Here is a 25,452-nt window from a genome sequence, read left to right on the forward strand (position 1 = left end):
TTTTAAGCGGTCAAGCGCTCAATTGACGAGTACCCTCAGGCGATCGAATACCCGCCATCGACCGGCAACGTTGTACCCGTCACATAGCGTGCGTTGTCCGAGACCAGGAAGGCGATCACATTGGCCACGTCTTCTGGCACGCCCCAGGTTTTCATCGGGATACGCCCCATAATGCCTTCGGAGCGTGCCGGGTCTTCGAACGCCCGACGCGACAGGTTTGTCAGGATCCAGCCTGGCGCGACGGCATTGGCCCGCACGCCATCGGTCGCCCAAGCCACCGCCATGCAACGTGTCAGTTCGGAGATGGCCGCTTTGCTCGACGCATAGGCCGGGGTCTTGGCGGAGCCGAAAATCCCCCACATCGAGGCGAAATTCACCACCGCACCACGAGCGGCTTTCAGCCCGGGCAGGGCGGCGTTGGTGATGCGCAACACTGCGGTGAGATTGACATCCATGACGCGACTGAAGCCTTCCAGTTCCCACTCACGGTTGTGGTCAATGATGCCGGCGGCGTTGACGATTGCGTCAACGCGCTTGAACTGTTCGAAGAACGCGATTACCGCCTCGTCGTTAGTCACGTCCAGCTCCTGATAGTGAATGCCCTCGATGCGTTGCTCGGGTTCACCGAGCCCTACGGTGAACACTTCATAACCGTCCGCGTGCAGGCGTTGTGCTGTGGCGAGGCCGATGCCTGAGCCACCGCCGGTCACGATTGCAGTCTTTTTCATGGTTTTTCCTTACGTCTAGTGGGAGGGCGTTTAAACGCCGGTTTTGGAAAACAGAAATTCGGCCAACAGATCGATCTGGCCGGTGATCATGTGTGCGCCTTTATGGATGACGCAGCCTCGCGCAGCGGCGGCGCTCAGCAGTGGGGTGATGTCCGGGTTCATCACCACTTCGCCGACCACCGTGCCGGGGGCGAGCGTCTCGATGGGCAGTGGCAGTGGGTCCTCGGCTTTGAGGCCCAGCGCGGTCCCGTTGATCACCACATCGAAACCCGTCGCGTCGGCGGGGCCTGCATTGATCTGCCGATCAGGGAAAAGCAGCCGCAGTTCGCGCGCCAGTTCTTCGGCCTTGGCCGGTGTGCGGTTGCTGATCACCAGTTCTTGAATCGCTTCGGCGAGCAATGCATGGGCGATACCCGTGGCCGCGCCCCCCGCACCCAGTAACAGCACACGTTTATGACTCAGGTCATGACCTTGCTTTTTCAGGCCGCCGACAAAACCGTCACCATCGAACATGCGCCCGCTGAAGCGCCCGTCGGGCAGACGTTTGGCGACGTTGCATACATTCAGCAGACTGGCCGTGCCTTTGAGTTCATCGCACAATTTCGCTACCTCCAGTTTGTGCGGAACGGTGACAATCACCCCCGCCAGGTTTTCGATTCCGCGCAATCCTTCCCACGCCGTGGCCAGGTTGGCCGGTGAGACTTCCCAGGGCACCAGTACGCCGTCATGACCGAGGCGCTCAAGCAATGGGTTGAAAAACTCAGGGGTGCGCAGGTGTTTGGCCGGGTAAGTCAGATGAACGACTACTTTGGTTTTACCGCTGATAGGCATGTCGAAATTCTCTTTCAGGATTGGATTGCAGAAACGGGCAATGGGGCTCGCCCGAGAATCATATCCGCGGCTTTTTCACCGATCATGATGGACGGTGCATTGGTATTGCCGGAGATCAGATTGGGCATGATCGAGGCATCGACCACCCGCAGATTGCGCAGGCCGCGAACGCGTAGTTGCGGGTCGACCACGGCCATTTCGTCCTCACCCATCTTGCAGGTGCCGACCGGGTGGTACACGGTCTTGGCGCGCTGGTTGATGTAGCTCAGCAACGCTTCATCGCTGCGCACGCTCAGTCCCGGGAAAACCTCTTCGCCGGTGTACGCACGCATGGCCGGTTGCGCGAGAATTTCCCGTGACAGGTTCAAGCCCTTGATCGCGACACGCCGGTCTTCCGGGTGGGCGAAATAACGCGGGTCAATGCGCGGCGGCGTTCCAGCCTTGTTGTCGCCCAGGCGAATTTCGCCGCGGCTCATGGGGCGTAGTACGCAGGTATTTATGGTCGCGCCGGGCTTTTTGATGGCCTCCTGATCGAGGTCGAAAAACACGATGGGCACGAAATGCATCTGAGCATTCGGCCGCTCCTGTGGGTTGTCGGTGTTGACGAACGCACAGGCTTCAGTAACGTTCGAACTGACCGGGCCGCTGCCGAACATCAAATACTGCAAGCCATTTTTCACCGTGTTGAAGGCGCTGTCCTGACCGTAGTAACCGTATTGGCCGTGACAGTAGGCAATCGTGCCCACTTCAGCGTGGTCTTGCAGGTTCTGGCCGACGCCGGGCAGCTCGTGCAGCACCGCAATGCCATGGCGTTGAAGCTCTTCGGCGCGACCGATACCGGACAGCATCAACAGCGTGGGTGACTGAATGGCGCCGGCGCTGAGGATCACTTCTTTGCTGCCGCGCGTCTGCACCCGCTGGCCCTTATGGAGGTATTCGACTCCCACAGCCTGATTACCTTCGATGAGGATGCGTTGCACCGTGGCATCAGTCACGACCGTCAGGCGATCGGTTTTTTCCGCTGCGCGCAGGTACGCCACGGCGGCGCTGCAGCGGCGATTGTTACGCGCGGTGATCTGGTTAAAACCGACGCCATTCTGGCGCTGACCATTGAAATCGGGCGTAAAGGGAATGCCGGCCTGTTGCGCGGCGCGCACAAACCCACGGGACAACTCGCACACTTGCTTGAGGTCGGAGACACCCAGCGGGCCACCGGTCGCGTGGTAGCCATTGTCGAAACGCTCATTGTCTTCAGCACGCTTGAAGTACGGCAGCACCTCGCGAAATGACCAACCGTCACAACCGGCGCTGGCCCAGTCGTCGTAATCCTCGTGCTGGCCGCGGATGTAGATGAGCGCATTCACCGAACTGCCACCGCCCAATACCCGACCCTGCGGAAGAATGCGCTTGCGTCCATCCATTGCGGTTTGCGCTTGGGTTTCATGGCGCGACAACAGTGGGCTGGACAGCAGCCGGGTGAATCCGGCGGGTATGTGAATCAGCGGATGCGTATCGCGGGGACCGGCCTCAATCAGCAGGACCGAGGCGCCAGCCTCAATCAGGCGACCGGTCAGGGCGCAGCCCGCAGAGCCGCCTCCAATGACAATGTAATCGTGCATGCCTTCCTCCGAACCGCATTGTTTTTATTTTCATACATCATATATCTTCGAACCCCCCAAGCGTCAATCCCGCGTTTTTCGAGTTGTTGGTTCGGCAAAAAAGCTGTTGGTGGTTGAAAATTAAATATGATATATCATCGATCCGCCGAGAGATGAGTCTCTCGCAAACGTCCTCAAAGCAATAACAAAAAGCCTCCACGACGAGGCCAGGATGACGAAGACATGACTCAAATGTTTGCTGCACCCGGCCGCTATATCCAGGGCTACAAGGAACTTGATCGACTGCACCGGCATGTGGCCTGGTTCGGTCGGCGTTTTTTAGTGATCACCACCCAGGGCCGCCTCGACAGCCTGAGACAGACCCTGAGTGCCAGTTTCGATGCCGAATTCACGCAACTGCACTACGGCATTTTTTCCGGCGAAGTGACGCGTCAGGAAATCCAGCGGCTTACGGCGAGCATCAACGCCCTTGAATGCGACGGGGTGATTGGTGTCGGTGGCGGCAAGGTGCTGGACGCCGCCAAAGCCGTTGCCAATCAAGCCAAGCTGCCGCTGTGCATCGTGCCCACCATCGTGTCCAACGACGCCCCCACCAGTTCACTCTCGGTGCTGTACACCGAAGCGGGAGCGTTTGATGACGTCCTTTTCTATGAACGCAGCCCGGATGTGGTGGTGGTCGATACCTGGATCATCGCCCAAGCTCCGGTGCGCCTGTTAGTGGCCGGAATGGGCGATGCACTGTCGACGTATTTCGAAGCGCGCACCTGTGTCGAGTCGGACCGGGACAATTTTCTCGGGAACGCCGGTGCCGGGATGAAGGCGGGCGGCGGCGGTGCCAAATCGACGCTGACCTCAATGGCCATCGCTGAGCTGTGTTATCGGGTACTGCTGGAGGATGGCCTGCAAGCCAGGCGTGCCGCGGAAAACCAATGCGTGACCAAAGCCTTCAACCGCGTGGTCGAAGCCAATGCGCTGATGAGTGGCATCGGCTTTGAGAGCAACGGCGTGGCGACCGCCCATGCGGTGTATTGCGGGTTCAGTGAACTGGGGGGCAGGGCGACGATGTACCACGGCGAGTACGTGGCCTTCGGCGTGCTGGTGATGCTGGTGCTGGAAGGCAAATCCAGCCGTGAGCTGGATACGGTGTTGAGGTTCTGCCTGAGTATCGGTTTGCCGCTTACCTTCGAAGACCTGGGCCTGGCCGATATCACCGCGCAAGAACTCGATTGCGTGGCGCGCACTGCTGCCGACCCCAATCAGACCAGCAAGGTCGAACCGTTCGAAGTCACTTTCGATGAAATGAAAGCGGCACTGATCGCGGCGAGCGATCTGGGCGAACTCTATAAAAAAGGCGGGTCGTTGCTGATCGGTTGAGACCGTTGACAGCGCACTTTCCACAACCAAAAGGTGATCTGATGAAAGCATTTCAGGCAAGTCTGCCGTTGACCCTGGATTTCGAAGTCGGGGCAATCAAGCGCATGGGTGAAAAGGTCGAGCCGTTCGGCAAAAAGGTCTTTTTTATGGTTGACCCGTTCCTTCAGGGCAGTGACCTGGTGGCGCAAATTACCGGCAGTTTCACCGAACGCGGCATTGAGTTTGTCGAGTTCTACGACATCGTACCCAACCCTCGGCATACCACGATTGATCGTGCGGTCGAGCTTGTTCGCAACGCAGGTTGCGATGTGGTGGTGGCGGTTGGCGGCGGCAGCGCTATCGACTCGGCCAAAGCCGTGGCTTTCGTTGCCGTTCATGGCGGAAGCTGCTGGGACTATACCGAGCGCCTGGGCGAGGCCGTCACCCGCCCGAAAAGCCGTGGGCTGCCATTGTTGGTGGTACCGACCACTTCCGGCACCGGCACCGAAGCGACCCCTTTTTCGGTGATCAATAACCCCGAACTGGGTCTCAAATGCGCCATCGTCAACCCGTTCATCTACCCCGATGTCGCCTTGATCGATCCACAGATTCTGGTTTCGAAACCGCCGAAGCTGACCGCGTTGACTGCTGTCGACACCTTCTGCCACGCGCTGGAGGCATACATCAGCATCCACTGCACGCCGTGGGTGGAAATGGTTGCTCTGGAGTCGATACGTTTGTTCGCCGCCAATGTCCTTCAGTGCGTAAAGCACGGCGATGACCTGGAGGCCCGCGCACGCATGGCATTTGCCTCGACCCTCGGCGGCATGGCGATAGCAAGTGCCGGCGTAACGGTTTCCCATGCCCTGGGCCAACCGTTGGGGGCGATGACTGATGCGCCGCATGGCGGCACTGTTGCGGCCAGTACGCCTTATGTCATTGGCTGGACGCTGCCGGTATGTGCCGACAAGTTCGCGCGTGTGGCCGGGATTCTTGATCCGTCGACGCTGGGCCTTTCCGAGATTGAACGCGCCGAGTGCCTTCCCGACATCTTGAAAAAAATGTTCAGCCAGTTGGGCGTGACCGACACTTTCCGCAGCTACGGTTTGCGCCCAGAGCAGATCGATGATTTCGCCCAGACCGTATGGACCAGTTTCAACCAGGACCTGGCTTGTCATCCGAAACAGATCAACAGCAAAGAGGAGGTCGCCGACATCGTGAGAATGTGTTTCTAACCGAAGTCTCCGTCACGAAGTTCTAAAGAATGTTGTTTGACCGACCCGTAAGTTGGGTTGGCGCGGTTTTGCATGCTCGAAAAACACTAAGACCAACAATAAAAATAGTTTCGGGAACAAAAATAATGACCAGCAAAACGATAGTTGCCGTCGGACTTTTGAGCGCCTGCGTATTACCGGGTGCTCATGCAGCCAGTTACTCGCCGAAAAATTTTCTGCTGGGGGACTGGAACGGTGAACGTACTCGATTGCACGAGCAAGGCGTGGATTTCCAGCTGACTTACGTCAACGAACTGGCCTACAACACCCAGGGCGGCGACGAGCACAAAGGGACTTACAGCGATCAGCTGATGGTTGACACCAATTTCGATTTGCAGAAGCTGTTCGGCTGGCAAGGCGCGAGTTTTCGTATGACTCTCAGCGATCGTAACGGCGAAAGCCTGACGGCCGAGGCCGGAACCAACACCTTGCTGGCCGCCCAGGAAATCTATGGCTACGGCAGCGTCACCCGTCTGGTGCAGTTCTATTACCAGCAGGCGTTGTTGGACGATCGACTGGTGGTGAAACTCGGTCGCTTGCCCATGAGTGGCGATGTCTTTCCGTTTTCCTGCAAGTTTCAAAACCTGACCTTCTGCGGCACGGTGCCTGGTTACATCACGCCGAACTGGTTCACTTGGCCGGTCAGCCAGTGGGGCGCGGCAGTGGCGGGCAAACTGACTGATGAGATCTCCCTCAATGCGTCGTTGTATCAGGTCAACCCACGCTTTACCGAGAACGCCCAGGGCTTGAACTTCGGCAGCCCGTCCGGCACCACCGGTTATCTGGCCGTGGGCGAACTGGCCTGGACGCCGACCCTGAACGGCTTGCCCGGCAGCTACCGGGCGGGCATCTGGCGCAATACCGGTGATTTCAACGATGTCTATCGCGACGTCAATGGTCAGCCCATCGGCCTGACTGGCAATGCACCCGAGCAGCACGATCAGGCCAGCGGCTACTACGCCATGGCCGAACAGCGGGTTTATCAGGACCCGAGCAACAGCGCCCGAGGCCTGACCCTGTTCGCAAACTTCATTCAATCGGATCGCGATGTGTCCTACGTGGAAAAGGTCTGGCACGCCGGTGCGTTTATCAGCGGTCCATTTGCCGGGCGGCCACAGGATGAAATCGGTGTGGCGATCGGTAGGCTTGAAGTGAATGAAAAATCCGCGAAGCGTATCCGCCAGGCAAATGGCTACACCTCAGCGGCACCAGACACGGAATACCCGATGGAGTTGTACTACGGCGTCAGCGTGACGCCGGCCCTGACCCTGCGGCCCAACGTGCAATACGTTGTCAATCCTGGCGGGCTGAGTGGGGATAAAAGCGTGGTGGTGTTCGGGCTGAAAACCGAGGTCAGTTTCTAAAGGATTACGCGGTTTAGCGAACAGAGCTTGTGAAGAAAACACCCTGATTCAGGGCATTCATTCGCTTGCGATTTTGATAATGCATGATATATCGTCGTTTGGCGCCTACGCCTAAAACAAAAACAGGAGACGCAACAGCATGAACACTCTCGTTGATATCGCTGCGGTCCAGCAACGTGTCGCCGCCCTGAACCTGCCAGGGAAAGCCTTCATCAATGGCCGTTTTGTCGATGCCCTGAGCGGCGAAACCTTTGCCAACATTTCCCCACGCAACGGTCGGGTGCTTAACCACGTGGCATCGTGTCAGGCCGAAGACGTCGACGTTGCCGTCAAGGTGGCGCGCCAAGCATTCGACAGTGGCGTGTGGTCGCAACTGGTGCCCAAGGAACGCAAGAAAGTAATGCTGCGGTTTGCCGCGTTGTTCGAGCAGCACATGACCGAACTGGCATTGCTCGAGACGTTGGACATGGGCAAACCCGTGTCCGAAAGCGCCGGTTTTGATGTGCATGCGGTGCTCGAATGCCTGCAGTGGTATGCCGAATGCTGCGACAAGGTCTACGACGAAATCGCCCCCTCGGGGCCGGGCGCGTTGGGCATGATTACCCGCGAAGCCATTGGCGTGGTCGCGGCCGTGACCCCATGGAATTTTCCGATGCTGATGGCGATGTGGAAAGTTGCCCCGGCACTGGCAATGGGTAACTCGGTAATCCTCAAACCGGCCGAACAATCGCCGTTGACCGCACTGCGTATCGCCGAACTGGCCGCGCAGGCGGGCATTCCACCGGGTGTGTTCAACGTGCTGCCGGGGTTCGGTCCTACCGCAGGCCGTGCTCTGGGCCTGCACATGGATGTCGATACGCTGGTGTTCACTGGCTCCGGTGAAGTCGGCAAATTGTTCCTGCAGTACTCCGGCCAGTCGAACATGAAACGGGTTTGGTTGGAGTGCGGTGGCAAGACCCCGAACATCATTCTCAATGACTGTCGTGACCTGGAAAAAGCCGCCACCACCGCTGCCAGATCCATGTTTTTCAACCAGGGAGAAGTGTGTGTAGCGCCTTCGCGCCTGATTGTCGAGCAAGGCATTCGCAACGAGTTTGTTGCCGAAGTCTTGAAGGTGGCGCGGACCATCGCCGTCGGCGACCCGCTCGACCCGGCCACGCAGTTGGGGGCCATGGTCGACAAGGCGCAGATGGATCGCGTGCTCGGTTACATCAAGAAGGGCTCCGAAGAGGGCGCCCGCATCATTCTCGGTGGAGAACGTGCCAGCGGCGCCTTGGCCGATGGTTTCTTCATTCCGCCGACGATCTTCGACAACGTCACCAACGATATGACGATTGCCCGGGAAGAAATCTTCGGGCCTGTGCTCTCGGTGATCAACGCCAAGGATCACCAGGACGCTGTGCGTATCGCCAATGATTCACCCTATGGCCTGGCCGCCAGTCTCTGGACCAGCGACCTGTCGCGTGCCCACTCGATCATCCGCTCGCTGCGCGCCGGGAGCGTCTGGGTCAACTGCTTCGACGGTGGGGACATCACCATGCCGTTTGGCGGATACAAGCAATCGGGCAACGGTCGTGACCGCTCGCTGCACGCGCTGGACAAGTACTCGGAACTCAAATCCGCCTGGATCGATTTGCAGGCCTGAGTCTTAAACGAGAAACCGGTGCTGTTCGAAACAAACAGCACCTGCATCACCGATCAAAATCAGCGCACTGGAGAATAATAATTATGAAGCTGTCAGCTGTTCGTTCGATCACCACATTGGCCCTGGCGAGCCTCATCGGCACCCAAGCGTGGGCGGCTCCCAAGCATGAGATCTACAGTTTGATGCCTAACACCGCATTGTCGGGCGTGATTGATCCTGACATGCCGGATCGCTCCTCGATCAACAAAGCCTTGCCACTGAAAAAGAGGGGCGAGCGTTTGCGTATCGGCTGGACTGAAATCACCCTCGGCAACCCCTGGTTTGTCTCGATGATCGACGACTCGAAAGCCATCGCGAAGAAGTACAACTACGATATTGAACTGCAAGTGGCTGACAGCGATGTCGCCAAACAGAGTGCCCAGGTCGATAACTTCATTACCCTGGGCGTCGATCTGATCGTGATTGATCCCACCGACGTCCTCGGTTCGGTGTCGGATGTAGAGCGGGCAGTGGCTGCCGGCATTCCTGTGATCACCGTCGGCACTGCCCCGGACGCCCGCGCGCCGGTGATCACCACCAGCACCGGCAATCCGTACGGCAGTGGATTCGAGGCAGGGCGTTACGTTGCGGCCAAGACCGATCCGGCCAAGATGATCAACGCCGCTATGGTCATTGGGGTGATGGGCAACTCGACCTCCGAAAGCCGCCTCAACGGCATGATCTCCGGGATCGTTTATGCGCGCTCGCAAGAGCGCAAGCTGGGCCTTTCCAAAGAAGACGCGATGCTCAAGGGCTTCAAGCTGTTCCAGCAGGTCAAGGCCAAGGGCAGCTTCAGCTGGCCGGAAGGTGGCCTCAACGTACTCGCCTGGGGTCGTGGTGACTGGACCGAAGAGGGTGGTCTGGCGGCCACGGAAGACATCCTTTCGTCCCAGGGTGACAAACTCAATCTGGTCTTGGCAGAGAACGACTTCATAGCCATTGGCGCAATCAATGCCCTGGAAAATGCCGGTAAGAAAAACAGCGTCATGGTCGCTTCCGCCGCCGGCAGCTTTCGCGTGGCGCTGGACTTGATCAAGCAAGGCAAGCTGCTGGTCAGTGCCACCAACAGCGGTTCGGAAACCGGTGTGGCCGCCATCGAGTTGATCCACCAGATTCTCGACAAGGGACTGGATGCCAACAACCTGCCGTTAGCGTCGTACTTCCCGGTCACGCTGATCACACCGGACAACGTCGACACCTACATCAAGGCCGACAGCTTGCCGCCATCCACCGAAACCGTCCCGCCGTTCCGCTCCATCGAGCAGATCAAAACCGCGATGAAGTAATTTCGCACGGTTGAACCGGCCTGCGGCTGCTGTGTTTGACGGCGGCCACAGCTCGAATAGCGACAGTTTATAGATGGTGAACATAATGAACGCGATGCACAAACCTGCCGTAGAGATGCTCGACATCTCGAAAAAGTTCGGAGGTATCAGTGCCCTGAACAGCGCGAATTTTTCGGCCCGTGCGGGGGAAATCCATGCACTGATGGGCGAGAACGGCGCCGGCAAATCAACCTTGATGAAGATCCTTTCCGGGGCCTATGTGCGTGATGCCGGCGGGGTCAGCCTGAACGGCGAGAAAGTCGATATTCGCAAACCCGGCGATGCGCTCAAGCTGGGTATTTCGATCATCTACCAGGAGTTCGCCCTGGCCCCGCATTTATCGGTGGCCGAGAACATCTGCATCGATGATCTGGGCAAGAGCAAGGGGTTTGTCCAGTGGGCTGCCATGCGCAAAAAAGCTCGGGCGATTCTCGATGAACTGGGTTTCAGCGATATCGATGTGCGCCAGCTGGTTGGCAGTTTGCCGGTGGCATACCAGCAAGCGGTGGAAATCTGCAAGGCACTGTCGCGTAACTCGTCGGTGCTGGTATTCGACGAGCCGACGGCAGTGCTGACCTCCCATGAGGCCGAGAAGCTGTTCAAAATCCTCGATGAATTGCGCCGCAAAGGCGCTTGCATCGTTTACGTCTCGCACCGCATGGATGAAATTTTCCGGATCTGCGATCGCGCCACGGTGCTCAAGGACGGCAAGACGGTCGGCACACTGGAACTGGCTGACATTACCGAGCGTGGCTTGATCGAGATGATGATTGGTCGCGAACTGAGTGACCTGTTCCCGCCGCGCACTCCATGCATCGGCGAGGTGTTGCTGAAGGTCGAGCACCTCAGCGCGGGTCGTCTGGTGCGCGATGTGAGCTTTAAGGTACGGGCGGGAGAAGTCCTCGGCTTTTGTGGGCTGGTCGGTGCCGGACGGACCGAAACCATGCGCGCGATCTTCGGAGCTGATCGGAAAACCTCAGGCGCGCTGTACCTCGATGGCCGGGAGATCCACAACCGAACGCCCCGGGAAGCCATTACCAATGGCATCGGCCTCTTGCCCGAGGACCGCAAGCAACAAGGCGTGTTGCTGGAGATGTCCATACGGGTCAATGGCGCGCTGCGTCCCGACAGTCCTTATACCGGGCGTATGGGCTGGATTGCCAATGGTCGGGAGACCCAGGGTATCGAAGCCTTGCGCCAGCAACTGGCGGTCAAAACGCATTCGATCGAGCAGTTGGTCGGTGACCTGTCAGGGGGTAATCAACAGAAAGTCGCCCTGATGAAATGGGTCGATGCGGGCTGCCGCGTACTGATTCTCGACGAGCCTACCCGTGGCGTGGATGTGGGCGCGAAAACGGAAATCTATCGGGTCATCAATGACCTCGCTGAACAGGGCGTGGCGATCATCATGGTCTCTTCGGAAATGATTGAAATCATCGGCATGTGTGATCGCGTGCTGGTGATGCGCGAAGGCGCGATCGCCGGTGAACTGGTGGGCGAGCGCATTAAAGAACAAGAAATGATTTGCCTGGCAATGGGAGTCGAGCACCATGAGTAACCCTAATTCCAAGCTGGTCACGGCCGAGCTTTTGCAGGAAAACAACCCCGCTCGAGTAAGCCGGGCAGGCCGACGCTCGTTGCAGCGTCTGTTTCTGGAACACAACGCGCTGGTGATGCTGGTGGTACTGGCCGTCGTCGCCAGCGTGCTCTCGGCGGACTTCTTCACGTATCAGAACCTCGGCAACCTATTGCGCCAATTGACGCCGTTGCTGCTGGTCAGTATCGGCATGTTGATTGTGATCCTGACAGCGGGCATCGATTTGTCCGTTGCCTCGGTCGCTGCCGTGGGGGGAATCGTGGTTGCGATGACCCTCAATGTACTTCCGGTTGAAGGTGGGTTCGGGTTGCTGCTGGCTGCGGCGATTGCGGTGGCTGCAGGTGTCCTGATGGGACTGGTGACAGGCACCTTTATCGCGTACTTCCGCATGGCCCCTTTTATCGCGACCCTGGCCATGATGACGGTTGCTCGTGGCCTTGCGTTCATCCTGTCCAACGGTCAGCCACAACGGCTGGATGACAGGCTGGTCAGCGCCCAACTGTTACGTGATTTCGGCCGGTTGGCCGACGGCGTGCTGGGGATCCCGTGGCCGGTGTGGCTGGCGGGGCTGGTGACGGTGGTATTTGCCTTGATCCTGCGCTACAACGCCTATGGCCGCCTGACCATTGCCAGTGGCAGCAATGAAACCGCTGTGCGCCTGGCGGGTATTCCGGTGGAGCGCTACAAACTGGCCGCCTATGGTATTTGCGGCGGCCTGGCAGCATTGGCCGGGGTGGTGATTGCTTCGCGCTCAGGGGTAGCCACACCCAGCGCCGGCATGGCCCTGGAACTGGACGCCATCGCCGCTTGCGTGATCGGAGGGGCACTGCTGTCGGGTGGCAAAGGCACGATTTTCTACACCGTCGTGGGTGTGCTGGTGTTGGGGTTGATCGGCAACATCATGAACTTGCTGAGTGTGCCGGCCTATCCACAACAGATCATCAAAGGTGCGATTATCGTCATCGCGGTGTTGTTGCAAGGCGTCGGTCGGCGCGATGCACGCATATAAGCAAGTCGTCAGCCGGAGTGGCAGGCGCAAGTTGATGATGTATGATGCGTTATCGACGTTTCAGGTCGGCAGATTCACAAGTCTGTCGCCCGACGCACAGTAATCGACCATGGAGATCGAGTAACAGTGACCGTGCATAAGCCCATTGATAAAGGCAACTTGAGCGAACGGGTGTATTCCATCATCCGCACCGCGTTGATGGACGGGCAATACCAACCCGGGGACCGGTTGCGCATCAGCACGCTGGCCGAAGAGTTCGGTGTTTCGATCACCCCCGTGCGGGAAGCTATTTTCCGTCTGGTCAGCGACCATGCACTCGACATGAAAGCAGCGACCTCTATTTATGTGCCGGAGTTGACGGTCAGCCAGTTGCGTGAAATCCAGCTGATCCGCCATTTGCTGGAAGGCGAGGCGGCGGGTGTGGCGGCCCAGCGGATCACCCGACCTGAACTGGAGAAACTCGAAGCCATTCAGGATGCGTTCCAGAAGGCGGTAACGGTCGATTACAAACAAGCAGCGTTGCTCAATCGGGAGTTTCACTTCGGGTTGATCTCTGCGGCACGCATGCCCGTGGTGTCGAAAACCCTCGAAAATATGTGGGTTATCATGGGGCCGCTGCTAAGCCGGTTTCACGCTGAGGTTCCCAAGCGGGAGCTGGCCAGTGCCAAACACAAGCATTTTGAAGTGCTGGAAGGTTTGCGCGCTCGAGACTCGACCAAGGCCAAAGACGCGCTGCAAGCGGACATCGCTTGGGGTGAGCTGATGATCGATTGGCTGGAGAAAAAGGAAAACCTCGCGGAGGTGTAACCAGACCGCCTCCGTCCGGTCACGCTGATCTGTCGCCCGAGCGCTCCCTGCAAGAGCCTCGGGCGATTTCTTTTTTACGGCTGTCCGGAAGGCGTGACGCCTGACTCGTTCAACAGGGCAATCCATTTTCCACCTTCGCCACCTTGTTTGAGAGCCAGCAGGGCTTCAGGCAGGTTACGAAAATCGAAGATTCGACGTTCGGGTACTGTCAGGCGACCGCCCAGCGTGCTTTCGAGGAGATGTTCTCCGGCGTCTCGAAGCAGTTGTCGATCACTCAGGCTTGCGTAGGAATGGAAGCTGTTGAGCGCAACCTCATGCAAGGAAATCGCGGTGCTGAAGGCCGGCTGCGGTGCAGTTTCCTGCCGGTCCTGAATACACACCAGATGTCCGTTGTAACCCAGCAGAGGTGCCAGGGCCGCCGCATGCGCGCCACTGACAGTATCGAACACAACCTTGAGGCGACGCTCACCCAAGCTCGTTTGAAGGTATTGCTGCCAATTGCGATCCTGGTAGTCGAACACGCCAACGGCCCCCAGCGCTTTTAAGTTCGCATGATGCTTTGTGGCCGCCGTGGCCCACACTCGGCAACCACGTTGTACTGCCAGTTGCACCAGTAGCAGGCCCACGGCGCCACCGGCACCAACCACCAACATATCGCTCGGCCCTCTATCCGGTACTTTGTCCAATGCTTGCCAGGCGGTCAGGCCGGGGCAGGGGAGCGACGCGGCGATGGCGTCATCGAGCGCGGCCGGTACCGCCATGACGGTCGCGGAATCGAGCAAACAGAACTCGGCAAAACTGCCATCGCGTTCCAGTGACTGGTGGTATGCCACGCGAGTCCCTGGTTTGATTGGGACTCCGGCACCGCAGGCAACTACAACGCCCATGCCATCCACGCCAGGCACGTGGCCGGTGTTCCACGCGGGGTGACCCCATTCGATGATTTTCCAGTCCACCGGGTTAAGCGCCAGCGCTCGGTTTGCTATCAGAACTTCACCTGGGCCAGGTTGCACAAGGGGTTTTCGGATCAGTTGTAATCCGTGAATACCTTGACCAGCGGTCCAGGACCAGGCGGCGAAATCAGCGTGCATCGTGAGTCCTCATGAAAGGCTGGATTGAAGCTATTTCAATCTGGTAACAGGCTTCGAGTGGTCATGGGTGCGCCACACTTAAGGCCGGTAGTATCCCTTCAGGCATCCATGGGGAGAACGTTGAATTACGCAAAGGTGTTGTGATCAGGAATCATCAATTGACTCGACGTAATTCTAGGTACCACTGATTATTCATGTTTGCTTTTGATAGCCAGCGCCGACGTATGGCATCTCCTTGATGGCAGCCTCAAGGGCAAGCTGGTTTTCATTGATCTGTAGGGGCGGGTAGAAAGCGCAACCTGGCTTTCTCAACGATTGAACTCCATTCCCAACAGCCAACGCTGAAATCGCGCCTGGAAAGAGTCGGTTAGTTGCGAAGCAATCGAGCTGTCGCACTGACAAAAACCAGCAAAACGCTCACGCAGCCCAGAGCGAAGGACAAGGTGCTTAGATGGGCGACCGCCCCGATGAATACGGGACCGATCAGAATGCCCGTGTAGCCCATCGAGATGACTGCGGGGATGGCTACCGCCTGTGGCATACGTTGCTGGCGGCCTACAGCGGTAAAGAGCACTGGGACAATGTTTGAGCATCCGGCACCGACCAGAGCGTAGCCAATCAAGGACGCTCCCCAGCCGTCTATTCCAAGCGACACGATCATGCCAGCGGCTGCGCAGAGTCCGCCAAGCGCAACGACGCGCACGCCGCCTAGTTTGCTGACGATGGCATCGCCTGTCAGGCGTCCCACCGTCATCGCAGCAGCGAAGGATGCGTAGCCCAAGCCGGCGATGCTCGGCTCCAACCCTCGGTTCGAGACAAGGAAAACCGCGCTCCAGTCGAGGATTGCGCCTTCAGTGAGGAAGACGATGAAACAGAGCGCCCCTAAAAACAGCACGATACCCCTGGGCACCGCAAACATGGGTCCACCCCGTTCAGTGCCGTAAGTCAGCAAAGCGGGTGCAGCCTTGTAAAGCGATCCCAGAACGGCGGCAACGATACAAAGCGCCGCAATCAATGGATCCAGCCCGAAGGTCAATAAAGCAGTCATCGCCCCGGCGCCCACAATGCCTCCAACGCTGTACAGGCCATGGAAGCCGGATTGAAGTGCCTGCCCGCTGTTTTTTTCGACAATGACGGACTGAATGTTCATGGCGCAATCCAGCATGCCCATGCTGGCGCCGAAGAGAATGACCGCGATCACCAGGCCCGGCAGCCACGCCACGGTGCTCAATAGCGGAAGAAGGGCACACAAGACAATCGTCGCCCCGATTACGACCGGTCGGCATCCATAGTGTGCAGTGAGATAACCAGCGAAGGGCATGGCCACGATAGATCCACCGCCCAGGCCAAGCAGCAACAACCCCAGGCCGCCATCGTCCAGGCCAGCGCGGGCTTTAACCAATGGGACCAGAGGCGCCCATGCGGACATGAGTAAACCCGCGATAAGGAAGGCGATGCGAGTAGACATCCGCTCGCTGTGGTTAGCCGTGGGTACCAACACGGGCGATGGAGCATTCATAGTTCTCGGTAATCCTTATCGATAATGACAACCATCGTTTACTGTGCTTGGGCAGTGCGGGAAGACCTAGCGCCTGCGCTCATACGTTGCTCTATAACTGCTTGGCGCTACGCCAAAGAAGTCGCGAAAACGCATATGGAAATTGGCGAAACTACAGAAACCGGTCGCTATCGCGATATCAGTGATCGGCCGATTGCTCTGCAGAATAAGCTGCCGCGCTCGAGTCAAGCGCAGCTCAAGGTAGTAGCGTGTGGGCGTGGCCCCCACGAAACGGCAGAAGCGACGCTCTAATTGTCGTCGGGAAATGTTCACACACTCAGCGACTTCGTCGATGGATAACGGCTCTTCAATGTTCTTTTGCATCAGTTCTAAAGCAAGCTTCAGGGTTTGAGGCAAGGTAGGGTCAGAGTCAACGATGACCGTCGATATCCCAGACACTTCAGCGGTCTGATCACAACTGAGTATTTCCTCGACAGCATGGGTCAGCGACACGCTTTGTTTAGTGGTGATGAGCTCGAGCATCATGCGTAACGAGCTGCTGGCGCCAGCGCAGGTGATACGGTTTTTGTCTATTACGTGAGTTCGACAAGAGACCAGGACTTTGGGGAAAACATCCTCCATCATCGCTCGTCCATCGGGATGGAAGGCGCACTCGACACCGTCCATTAGCTGAGCTTCCGCCAGGAAAAATGCACCGTTCCACAAACCTCCCATCGTCGCGCCAAGAGAGGCGACGTTACGCAGCTTGCGTCGTAATAGTGGATCGCTGACCAGCTTCACTCGCAATCCACCGGCGACGATGAGTACGTCGATACGATCCGGTAGTTGAGACAGCTCCAGGTCTGCTGAAATCGCAATGCCCAAATCGCTCATGACCAGACGGTTTTTGATGCCGACAGTCAACACCTCGAACGCCGGAGTCTCGCTAATCAGGTTGGCGGTCACCAGCGCATCGATAGCGCCAGTGAACGACATCATCGAGAAATTGTTCAAAAGCACGAAAGCCACACGAGTCACTGCCTGCGGCCTTACTGGTTTGTGCGCCGTATAGGAGTACCCCATGTTTTTGTCTTTGAGCACGCTCTCGAATACGAATGTCATAAATCCTCTTTGACACCTGAACCAATAGCTAAGAACACGTTGCGCAATCTAGGCAGCGGTTTTTGGAGCGGACAACAACAAATCAAAGAGTGATTGGCAGTCATCACTGCCGGGCAGTGCCTCAATACTGTTCTTGATGGCAGTGCTGAGTGTGGTTCCCAAACTGTCATCAGCCAGTAAATGGTATTTAGCGGTGAGTTCGTCACTCGACATAGGGTTGCCGGGGTCGCCCTTGGCCATCGCGGTTGGGCTCGTCAGACGCGTGCCGTCTTTCAGGGTAACCGTGACGCGGGACAGAATTTCCTCCGGGAACCTGGCCGACAAGTCAGCCGCCTCATGAAGGGTAATTTTCTCGCTGATGCTCAAGATGTCTGGTGCATGAATGGAATCACCGCTGACCTCTTTTGGCCCCAGCTTCCCGCGAACGATCAAGGCCGCCAGCGGGAACGCCAGCGCATACTGGGCCTCGTCCGCATTCTTCGGAAAATGCCCCTGCAAGCACACAGACTCGTGGAACGTTTCGACATCAATGGTCTCGATCAACTCAGCAGTGATGGCTGGATGTGCTCGCATCAAATCGGTCATGGCTGTGAGTGCCGGTTGCGCCCAGCGACATACCGGCCAAGGCTTGAAATATTGCTCGTCGATCTCCCAACGGGTTCCGATGTCCTGCCAGAAAGTGGAAATCTCCAACGGTTCAACGGTGGCGGCTGGGGCGCCAGTGACACCGAGCTGCGCCATCAGTAGTGCGTTCAGTCCGGCATACGCCCCGGCGCCGTGGGCATCACGCAACATTGTCGGAAAGCTCACCAGGCGCATCATCGGGCATCTCGGGCCGAAGTATTCCGCGATACCCAGCGCATGACGGAATGTCGCTTCATCAAGCTTCAGCAGGCGGGCACCGGCGCAAACGACCCCGATTCCGGAAAAGGCGCCTGAGGCATGATATTCAGGGGCGGTGGCCATCAATGCCTGACCCGCACGCAGGGCGGTCTCGTAACCGATGCACAGTGCGCTGAGGAATTCCTCGCCGCTGATGTCTTTGCCCTGGCTGCGATACGCGTCGACCAATGCAACAAGGGCTGGGACAACGGTTGCACCCGCATGCCCCTTGGAGGTGAAGTGACCTTCATGTGCATCCAGGCTATCAACGCAGAAACCGCCTGCATACGCAGCGCCCAATGGATGCACGGCTCTGCCGTCGAACCAAAGGCGGCTGGACAGCTTGTTGGCAGAGTAGTGGGTGTCAGCGTAGGTTTTGAGCATCACGCTGGTTTGATTGTCGCGAGCACCGGCGGCCACACCAATGATGTCGAGCAGGCAAGTTTTAACCAACTCGCGTGTATGCAGGGGCGCGTCCTTGTAACTGAAATTCTGGACGAATGAATACAACTGCATTTCATGATTCCTGAATGATGAACGCCGAAACGGATAAAAAGTTGCCCGGGGAAGGGCAACCTTTTATGCAGATTTAAATGAAGGGATTAATTTTTTGCGGTGGCGGTATTAGCGGCGGCTCGTGCGTCTACCAGCCAGCTGTCGTATTTCGCGTGATGGGCCGCGATCCATTCTTTGGCGTGACGAGTAATGTCAGCTGCACTTTTTTCACCATTGTGCATTTTGAGATTTTGCGCGCTTTCATCGTCGGTAGAGATCTGCATTTCAGACAGGAACTTCACGGCAGCCGGATTTTTCTCGGCGAATTCTTTGTTGATGACCGCTCTGACAGTGTCTACCGCGAAACCAAGGTTTTTGCCATTGAAGGTAGTGTTGACATCGTTCTTACCACCTGGAAGATCCGTACGTGGCACGGTTAACCAAACAACATCTTTACCCTCGACCAGAACACCGGAGATCCACTGAGGTACCCAGGTGTAATAGAGAATCGGCTTGCCTTCTTTGTAACGAGCAATGGTGTCGGCCATCAGGGCAAAATAGGAGCCCTGGTTATTTGTGACAGTCTTATCCAGGCCATAGGCTTTCATATGGTGGGCAATGATCAGCTCACAGCCCCAGCCGGGGTTGCAACCAGTCATGTCCGCTTTACCGTCACCGTTACTATCGAACAGCTTGGCAATCTCTGGCTTTTTCAAATCATCGAGAGAGGTGATGTGATACTGGTCAGCCGTTTTCTTATCGATCATGTAGCCCTGCAGTACGCCCGGCATAATATTGCCGGTTTTCACCATCGCTTCATCGCCGCCGGCTTTTGCGTAGAACGATTTGTGCAGTTCCTCCCACAGATGAACCGAAAAATCAGCGTCACCATTGGCAAGTGCAATCATCATGGTGGAGTATTCGGTTTCCTTAGGCGTCTGAACGTCGTAGCCCAACTCCTTGAGCCCCGCCATTGCGATCTCTCCGCGAAATCGCTCTTCGGCAATTGACGGGAAAATCGGAGTGATAGATACACCTTTTCCGGGCTCCTGCGCCGTGGCGGCTGATGCGAAAACAGGGGCGACCGCTAGTACTAAAAGCGCCACAGAGTGAATGAATTTCTGTTTTATTCCGAAGGTTGTGAAGTTCATTATCGTTTGCCTTGGCTGGATTAAAGAAGTTGGCATTTCTATTGGTTCACGACGCGCCGCTTAGCGGAGTTAGCTTTCTTTAGGACTGACTTCTATTTTCATGACAGTGTTTTTTCTTTTCAGGCGATAAATGACGCCCGCCGGTCCTGTCTGGTACCAGTGTTCACCTTTGGTTGCCCTGTTACTGCGTTCGCCCATTGCCTGGGTCAGTCGGTCGAGGAAAATCGCCAGCAATACCAGACCCAATCCACCGACGGTTGCCAAGCCCATATCGAGGCGGCCAATCCCTCGAAGTACCATCATCCCCAGTCCACCAACCGATATCATTGAAGCGATCACCACCATGGACAGTGACAACATCAATGCCTGATTCAGACCCGCCATGATCGTCGGTGCAGCCAAGGGAAGTTGAACCCGCCTCAGCATCTGGCGTGGGGTGCATCCGAAAGCCCGTGCAGCTTCAACCTTGTCTTCCGGTACCTGGCGAATACCCAGATTGGTGAGCCTGACCAGTGGTGCGACCGAAAAGATGATCGTGACCAGGACTCCCGGTACGTTACCGATGCCAAACAGCATCACCACGGGCACCAGATAAACAAATGCAGGCAGTGTTTGCATTGCATCGAGTACCGGGCGAAGAAGCATCTCCAGTCGGTCACTTCGGGCACACAGGACGCCCAGCGGAATGCCAATAACTGCACAGAAAAACAGTGACGTGAGCACTAGGGCGAGGGTGATCATGGCGTCATTCCATACGCCGATCACTCCTAAGAGGGTGAGGGTGACGAAACAAAGTATGCCTATCTTTTTCCCTCCTATCTGCCAGCCGAAGAGCGTTGCAACAATAATGAATATTGACGGAGGAATAGCCAACAATCCGAACTGAATACCATTAAGTACTTGGTCGATTGGCCATCTTATCGATCGGAAAACCTCACGGAAATTATGAACCAGAAAGTTCAGGGCAACTTCTACCCATTGGCCCAAAGGGACGTTGATAGATTGAAAAGGGTCTAGGAAATTGAATTCGTTCATGTCATCACCTGAATGTCCGAGCCTGGCAAGCCAGCAAATAGAGCCTGTTAGTGTCGGCTCATTGTTTGAAGCAATAGGCTCTTGGAGATCGTGCCTTTGAACACACCCTGGCGATCGAGCACGGCAACTGGATTAACGGCATCAGCAACGATGTGAAAGACGTCCTGCAGAAGTACATCGTCGCGAAGCGTGGGAGTGGAGTGATCCATGGCGTACGGATGCTCTGCGCAAATTTTGGCGACATCACCCGCCTTGAGGATCTTCGAGGCATCAAAGCCTTTGAAGAAAGCTCTGACGTAATCGTTCGCCGGGTTGCAAAGCAGCTCTTGCGGGGTACCGATCTGAACGACCTGACCACCCTCCATGATCGCAATGCGATGGCCGATGCGAATCGCCTCATCAATGTCATGGGAGATGAAGATGATGGTGCGATGCTGTTCTGCCTGCAGGCGAATCAGTTCGCCCTGCATTTCGTGGCGAATCAGTGGGTCGAGTGCCGAGAAGGCTTCGTCCATCAGCAGGATGGCGGGATCGTTGGCCAGCGCTCGGGCCAGACCTACCCGCTGCTGCATGCCGCCGGACAGTTGATGCGGATAGCTGTAGGCGTGGCCATCGAGCCCCACCTGTTTGAGTGCCTCGAGTGCACGTTTATGCCGTTCAATTTCCTCGACACCCGAGATTTCCAGGCCGAAAGCAACGTTGTCGATCACACTCATGTGGGGCATCAGAGCAAACGACTGAAACACCATGCTCATGTCTTTGCGACGAACGCTGAGGAGATCAGCATCTGACAGACCGGTGATTTCCTGGCCGTTGAGATGGATGGTGCCCGAGGTCGGTTCGATCAGTCGGTTGAACAGCCGAACCATCGTCGACTTTCCAGAGCCAGAAAGTCCCATGATGACGAAAATCTCACCGCGTTTTACGGAGAAACTGGCATCAAAAACGCCAACGACTTGACCGGTTTTGCTGAAAATTTCATTCTTGTCAGCACCGCGAGCCAGCATCTCCATCGCGAGCTTTGGCTGAGTGCCAAAGACTTTGTAAATGTTTTTTACCGAGAGTATCTCGTCACCAAGACTCATAACCCCTCCTGCTGCAATTACGACGTAAGATCAAGAATTTAGGTGTACGTGTCTTGATCAGTTAAGACGGTGCTTGTGGGGGCAGTCAAAATGGGAGACAGATTGGGAATTAGTCATTGTGACCATCCTCTTTATTATGTGATGTTTATTATTTTTGTTTTATCGGCGCTGAATTAAGCAGTTCCTTGAGAACCAAGTTATTACCTAATAGGGTCAGCGTCTAACAACATTTCTTCCCGCCAATCAATAACGTGATGTTATCAATCAATTAAATAGATCAATTTGCGACTGCGGCAGTGCTAGTTGCGAAGACAACTGCCGCTGGGCCTGTCTTAGACACTTTGTTTCAGCTACGCTCCAGCGTAGGCTCTAGGTGGAACCCTTCGGCCGATCTCATCCCTAACGGCCCTCCGAAAGGCCCCAAACCGGATATTCAATACTCTAGGTTATGGTTAAGCACATCGATCCAGACATGACGCTGCTGAAAATGCCGTCTCTGAAAGCAGTGAAGTCATTCGTAGCCGCCGCCAAATATCAGAGCTTTACGCGTGCGGCTGAAGCGCTGTGCGTTACCCAAGCGGCAATCAGCCGTCAGATTCGGGAGCTTGAGGCGTACCTTGGGGTGGATCTTTTCAAGAGGGTGGGTCGAGCGGTCGAGTTGACGGAAGCCGGGTCCATCTTTTTTGATGCGGCACAGCTATCTTTCGTCAATATTTCCCAAGCGGCGGAGCGCATTCGCACCAACAATGCAGGCAAACGCACGCTGACGCTTTGCTGTTCTCCCGCGTTTTCAGCCCTCTGGCTCGCAGCGAAGCTGCCGGGGTTTTTTACCAAGAACGCAGACATCGACCTCAATCTGGTAACCACTCAAAACTTTTTGTCGATGGAGCCAGGTGTAACTCCGGACATCTTCATCACCAAGATGGCCAGGATTCAGGATGGGTATCGTAGCTATCCGTTGTTCCATGACGTCATCTACCCGGTGTGCACGCCTCGTTACAAAGCGGAGCACCCTGAGCTATCCAGCCTGGAAGGATTACGCGACGGGGTTTTGCTAAACCTCAGCCCCTATGGCAGATCCCAGGTAGCGGAGCACGTCGACTGGGGAGTTTGGCTGGCTTATCACGATGTTGATATCGAGAAGCGCCCCCACGACAGTCCTCACGTATTCAACGCGAATGACTACAACCTGGTGATTAGCATGGTGTTGACACACCAAGGTGTAGCGCTGGGCTGGAATCACCTGGTCGAAAACCTGATCGAAAACGGCACGCTGATTCGTCCGATCGAAGAAGAAGTGGTTCTCCATGAAAGTCAGCACTATCTGACATTTCGTGAAGACCGGATCAATGACGACGCCTGTTGCCGGCTACGCGACTGGATTCTGGCCCAGTTTTCCAGGGCCGTTTAGAAGAAAGGAACGCGGCAGTGATTGAGCAATCACTTGAGGTGTGGGGAGCTTCACCGCCAACAGGTATTGCTCAAGGCAGAACTGAAGGGGATGCCGGTGGTGATCATTCATGATTCTCACCACCGGCAGTGTTGCACTTAGCCGACAGATCTTAACGGGATGGTCTCATTGAGCTGATCAAGCATCGTTTTGCAGTACCAATCATCAAACTGACACACACCAATTTCGCTGGCCACCGACAATGGGCCAGGCTCGTAAGCAGGAGAACTGACGCCGACCTGTGCCCCTTCAACCAAAGTGCGATCCTGGTCATTGGTTGCAAGCCAAACCTTGGTCAGGCGATCGATGTCGTAGTCGACACCTTCTTGCGCGTCCTTCTTGACGATCCATTTTGTAGTGACCATCGTCTCGCCCGGGCCAATGGGCAGAACGCGGAAACTCAGCGCGTGATCGCCCAGAAAGTGGTTCCAGGTTGATGGGTAGTTGAAATACAGCAGCGCACCGATGTTGGCTTCTCCGGTGGTGTCCAACCGGCCAGCGACCGCAGGCTTGCCATCCATTGTGTAGCTGACGGCCCCGGAAAACAGGGGGATGCGCGTCATTCGGAAACGACCTTTATCATCCATGACCAATCGGCTAGGCAGACCTGCCGCCTCGCAGCGATCCCAGTGCTCTTTGAGTTCGGGATCTTCATCGCCGCCGGCGCCACCCACCGATGGGTTGTCCACGAATGAGTGCATCAATTCCGGGTGAGTACAATCGCAGTGGTAGCACTCACGGTTGTTCTCGAAAACCAGTTTCCAGTTGCCTTTCTCAATGATGTTCGACTCAAACGCGACTTTGCAGTCGTCCAGGTTATGAGGCGCAACGAAAGGGGTGACGGATTTTCTGAACGACGAAAAGTCTGGGGCGACCTCTGCAACGCACACATAGATGTACGTTTCGACGACCTCACAATGCACCGACTTCAACCCATGCTGAGACTTGTCGAAATCGTCCCCCATGTTCCCGGCGAAAAGCAGTTTGCCGTCCAGCTCGAATGTCCATTTGTGGTAAGGGCACACCAGTTTGGCAACTTTGCCGCTGGCTTGCGGGCACACCTTGGAACCGCGATGGCGGCAGGCGTTGTGGAATGCACGAATCTGCTTGTCTGCGCCGCGCACGATAGCGACAGGGTAATCGCCGATTTGCAACGACAGGTACTGACCTGACTTCTCCAGCTCAAATGTGTGCCCTGCAAAGATCCAGCTTTTGTGCCAGATCTGTTCCAGATCCTGCCTGTAAACGTCTGGATCGCTATAAAGGGCACCTGGCAGCGCGTGGTCAGGCTTGCGCTGCGCGATAAGATTTGAAACTGCCGATTTAGTGCTCACGGTCAACACACTCCAAAATACCAAGGGGGCGAAACGTTCAGCCTGCTCAGCGAGGTGAGGCCAAACGGTCTTGAGTTCGCAGTACCGTCTGAGGATGCAAGCCCATCAAACTGTGCTGCGTCTATCCGCGAACCGGAATGTTTCGCGACGTCCAGCAAGCGCTTTACGAAAAATGTGCCTTCTTGGATGGTGGTGGCATCCGTGCGCTCATTTCGTTCAAGTCCTTACTCATGCACACATTTCTGAAATGCCAATGTTTGCATCAATAGCTATATTTCTACATCACCTTAATTTGAGCCTGGGAAACCAGGTCTTAATTAATGGGGCGACTGTACGAGAAAAACGCTTATCCAATGTATCGGTAGAATATCGCTGTTGTAAGGCTACGACGGTAATCGTGCGTCAACAAGAAACATTTACTCTTATCAATGCATAAACAAATGTTATCGATTGAAGCTGCTGCTTCGATGATGATTTTTTATCTTGTTGATTATTAAGGAGAATAAATTTTATAAGCTGAAGGATTTGCCCATTCAGAAAGGTATACGGCAGCAATACACTCTATTGACCACCTTCTTGGCGCATGCGAGTCTGGATTCAGCAGTCCATCGCACTAGTTGGTAACACAGCCTCTGCAGGTCATTTGTGAAAGCACAAAACTGCTCTTTACAGAGACTTTAAACGTCAGGGCCTGTGTCCCGTGAAACATGGAGTTTTT

At 56.2% G+C, this 25,452-nt stretch carries 20 protein-coding genes; 9 read left to right on the forward strand and 11 right to left on the reverse strand.

The window, feature by feature from the left end:
• Window positions 1–35: 35 nt before the first annotated feature.
• The 3 genes from QRN31_RS21255 to QRN31_RS21265 are packed head-to-tail and all read right to left on the reverse strand — an operon-like array spanning window position 36 to window position 3,178.
• Complete coding sequence (locus QRN31_RS21255) at window positions 36–728, reverse strand: SDR family NAD(P)-dependent oxidoreductase (RefSeq protein WP_285434343.1); 693 nt, start codon at window positions 726–728, stop codon at window positions 36–38.
• 30 nt (window positions 729–758) lie between these two features.
• Window positions 759–1,559, reverse strand: a complete 801-nt coding sequence (locus tag QRN31_RS21260; RefSeq protein ID WP_285434344.1) for a shikimate dehydrogenase family protein — start codon at window positions 1,557–1,559, stop codon at window positions 759–761.
• A gap of 14 nt (window positions 1,560–1,573) precedes the next feature.
• Window positions 1,574–3,178: a GMC family oxidoreductase gene (locus QRN31_RS21265; protein ID WP_285434346.1), complete on the reverse strand. Its 1,605-nt coding sequence runs from the start codon at window positions 3,176–3,178 to the stop codon at window positions 1,574–1,576.
• A gap of 222 nt (window positions 3,179–3,400) precedes the next feature.
• Here QRN31_RS21265 and QRN31_RS21270 point away from each other — a divergent pair, with 222 nt between their 5' ends.
• From QRN31_RS21270 to QRN31_RS21305, 8 genes are all read left to right on the forward strand, one after another.
• A complete protein-coding gene (locus tag QRN31_RS21270; RefSeq protein WP_285434348.1) occupies window positions 3,401–4,552 on the forward strand; it encodes a glycerol dehydrogenase in 1,152 nt (383 codons plus the stop codon).
• Window positions 4,553–4,593: 41 nt separating this feature from the next.
• Window positions 4,594–5,766, forward strand: coding sequence for an iron-containing alcohol dehydrogenase (locus QRN31_RS21275; protein WP_285434350.1), 1,173 nt, complete (start codon window positions 4,594–4,596; stop codon window positions 5,764–5,766).
• Window positions 5,767–5,891: 125 nt separating this feature from the next.
• Window positions 5,892–7,169, forward strand: a complete 1,278-nt coding sequence (locus QRN31_RS21280; RefSeq protein ID WP_285434352.1) for a carbohydrate porin — start codon at window positions 5,892–5,894, stop codon at window positions 7,167–7,169.
• 139 nt (window positions 7,170–7,308) lie between these two features.
• On the forward strand, window positions 7,309–8,814 hold the full coding sequence (locus QRN31_RS21285; RefSeq protein WP_285434353.1) for an aldehyde dehydrogenase: 1,506 nt from the start codon (window positions 7,309–7,311) through the stop codon (window positions 8,812–8,814).
• Between the two features lie 83 nt (window positions 8,815–8,897).
• Window positions 8,898–10,139 (forward strand): sugar ABC transporter substrate-binding protein, encoded by a 1,242-nt coding sequence (locus QRN31_RS21290; RefSeq protein WP_285434354.1) that lies wholly within the window; start codon window positions 8,898–8,900, stop codon window positions 10,137–10,139.
• An 85-nt stretch (window positions 10,140–10,224) separates the two neighbouring features.
• Window positions 10,225–11,736: a sugar ABC transporter ATP-binding protein gene (locus tag QRN31_RS21295; protein ID WP_285434355.1), complete on the forward strand. Its 1,512-nt coding sequence runs from the start codon at window positions 10,225–10,227 to the stop codon at window positions 11,734–11,736.
• The gene (locus QRN31_RS21300; RefSeq protein WP_285434357.1) at window positions 11,729–12,784 is read left to right on the forward strand and encodes an ABC transporter permease; all 1,056 of its coding nucleotides are present in this window, start codon (window positions 11,729–11,731) and stop codon (window positions 12,782–12,784) included. The genes QRN31_RS21295 and QRN31_RS21300 overlap by 8 nt, the downstream gene beginning before the upstream one ends.
• Window positions 12,785–12,916: 132 nt before the next feature.
• Window positions 12,917–13,591: a GntR family transcriptional regulator gene (locus QRN31_RS21305; protein WP_285434358.1), complete on the forward strand. Its 675-nt coding sequence runs from the start codon at window positions 12,917–12,919 to the stop codon at window positions 13,589–13,591.
• Between the two features lie 74 nt (window positions 13,592–13,665).
• Here QRN31_RS21305 and QRN31_RS21310 read toward each other — a convergent pair whose 3' ends face one another.
• The 7 genes from QRN31_RS21310 to QRN31_RS21340 all read right to left on the reverse strand — a co-directional run bounded on the left by QRN31_RS21310 (window position 13,666) and on the right by QRN31_RS21340 (window position 21,950).
• Entirely contained in the window at window positions 13,666–14,682 is a 1,017-nt protein-coding gene (locus QRN31_RS21310; RefSeq protein ID WP_285434360.1) for a zinc-binding dehydrogenase, read from the reverse strand.
• Window positions 14,683–15,049: 367 nt separating this feature from the next.
• Entirely contained in the window at window positions 15,050–16,201 is a 1,152-nt protein-coding gene (locus QRN31_RS21315; protein WP_285434361.1) for an MFS transporter, read from the reverse strand.
• 66 nt (window positions 16,202–16,267) lie between these two features.
• The gene (locus QRN31_RS21320; protein WP_285434363.1) at window positions 16,268–17,302 is read right to left on the reverse strand and encodes a GlxA family transcriptional regulator; all 1,035 of its coding nucleotides are present in this window, start codon (window positions 17,300–17,302) and stop codon (window positions 16,268–16,270) included.
• 48 nt (window positions 17,303–17,350) lie between these two features.
• Window positions 17,351–18,700, reverse strand: a complete 1,350-nt coding sequence (locus QRN31_RS21325; RefSeq protein WP_285434364.1) for an MmgE/PrpD family protein — start codon at window positions 18,698–18,700, stop codon at window positions 17,351–17,353.
• Between the two features lie 86 nt (window positions 18,701–18,786).
• Window positions 18,787–19,830: a glycine betaine/L-proline ABC transporter substrate-binding protein ProX gene (gene proX / locus QRN31_RS21330; protein WP_285434366.1), complete on the reverse strand. Its 1,044-nt coding sequence runs from the start codon at window positions 19,828–19,830 to the stop codon at window positions 18,787–18,789.
• Window positions 19,831–19,899: 69 nt separating this feature from the next.
• Complete coding sequence (gene proW, locus QRN31_RS21335) at window positions 19,900–20,904, reverse strand: glycine betaine/L-proline ABC transporter permease ProW (protein WP_285434520.1); 1,005 nt, start codon at window positions 20,902–20,904, stop codon at window positions 19,900–19,902.
• 8 nt (window positions 20,905–20,912) lie between these two features.
• A complete protein-coding gene (locus QRN31_RS21340; protein WP_285434367.1) occupies window positions 20,913–21,950 on the reverse strand; it encodes a quaternary amine ABC transporter ATP-binding protein in 1,038 nt (345 codons plus the stop codon).
• Between the two features lie 448 nt (window positions 21,951–22,398).
• Between QRN31_RS21340 and QRN31_RS21345 the strand changes: the two genes are divergently transcribed.
• Window positions 22,399–23,361, forward strand: coding sequence for a LysR family transcriptional regulator (locus QRN31_RS21345; RefSeq protein WP_165933958.1), 963 nt, complete (start codon window positions 22,399–22,401; stop codon window positions 23,359–23,361).
• Window positions 23,362–23,498: 137 nt separating this feature from the next.
• Here QRN31_RS21345 and QRN31_RS21350 read toward each other — a convergent pair whose 3' ends face one another.
• Window positions 23,499–24,734, reverse strand: a complete 1,236-nt coding sequence (locus QRN31_RS21350; RefSeq protein ID WP_285434370.1) for an aromatic ring-hydroxylating oxygenase subunit alpha — start codon at window positions 24,732–24,734, stop codon at window positions 23,499–23,501.
• Window positions 24,735–25,452: the final 718 nt, after the last annotated feature.

The sequence above is a fragment of the Pseudomonas sp. fls2-241-R2A-110 genome (genome assembly GCF_030209165.1).
Lineage (GTDB): Bacteria > Pseudomonadota > Gammaproteobacteria > Pseudomonadales > Pseudomonadaceae > Aquipseudomonas.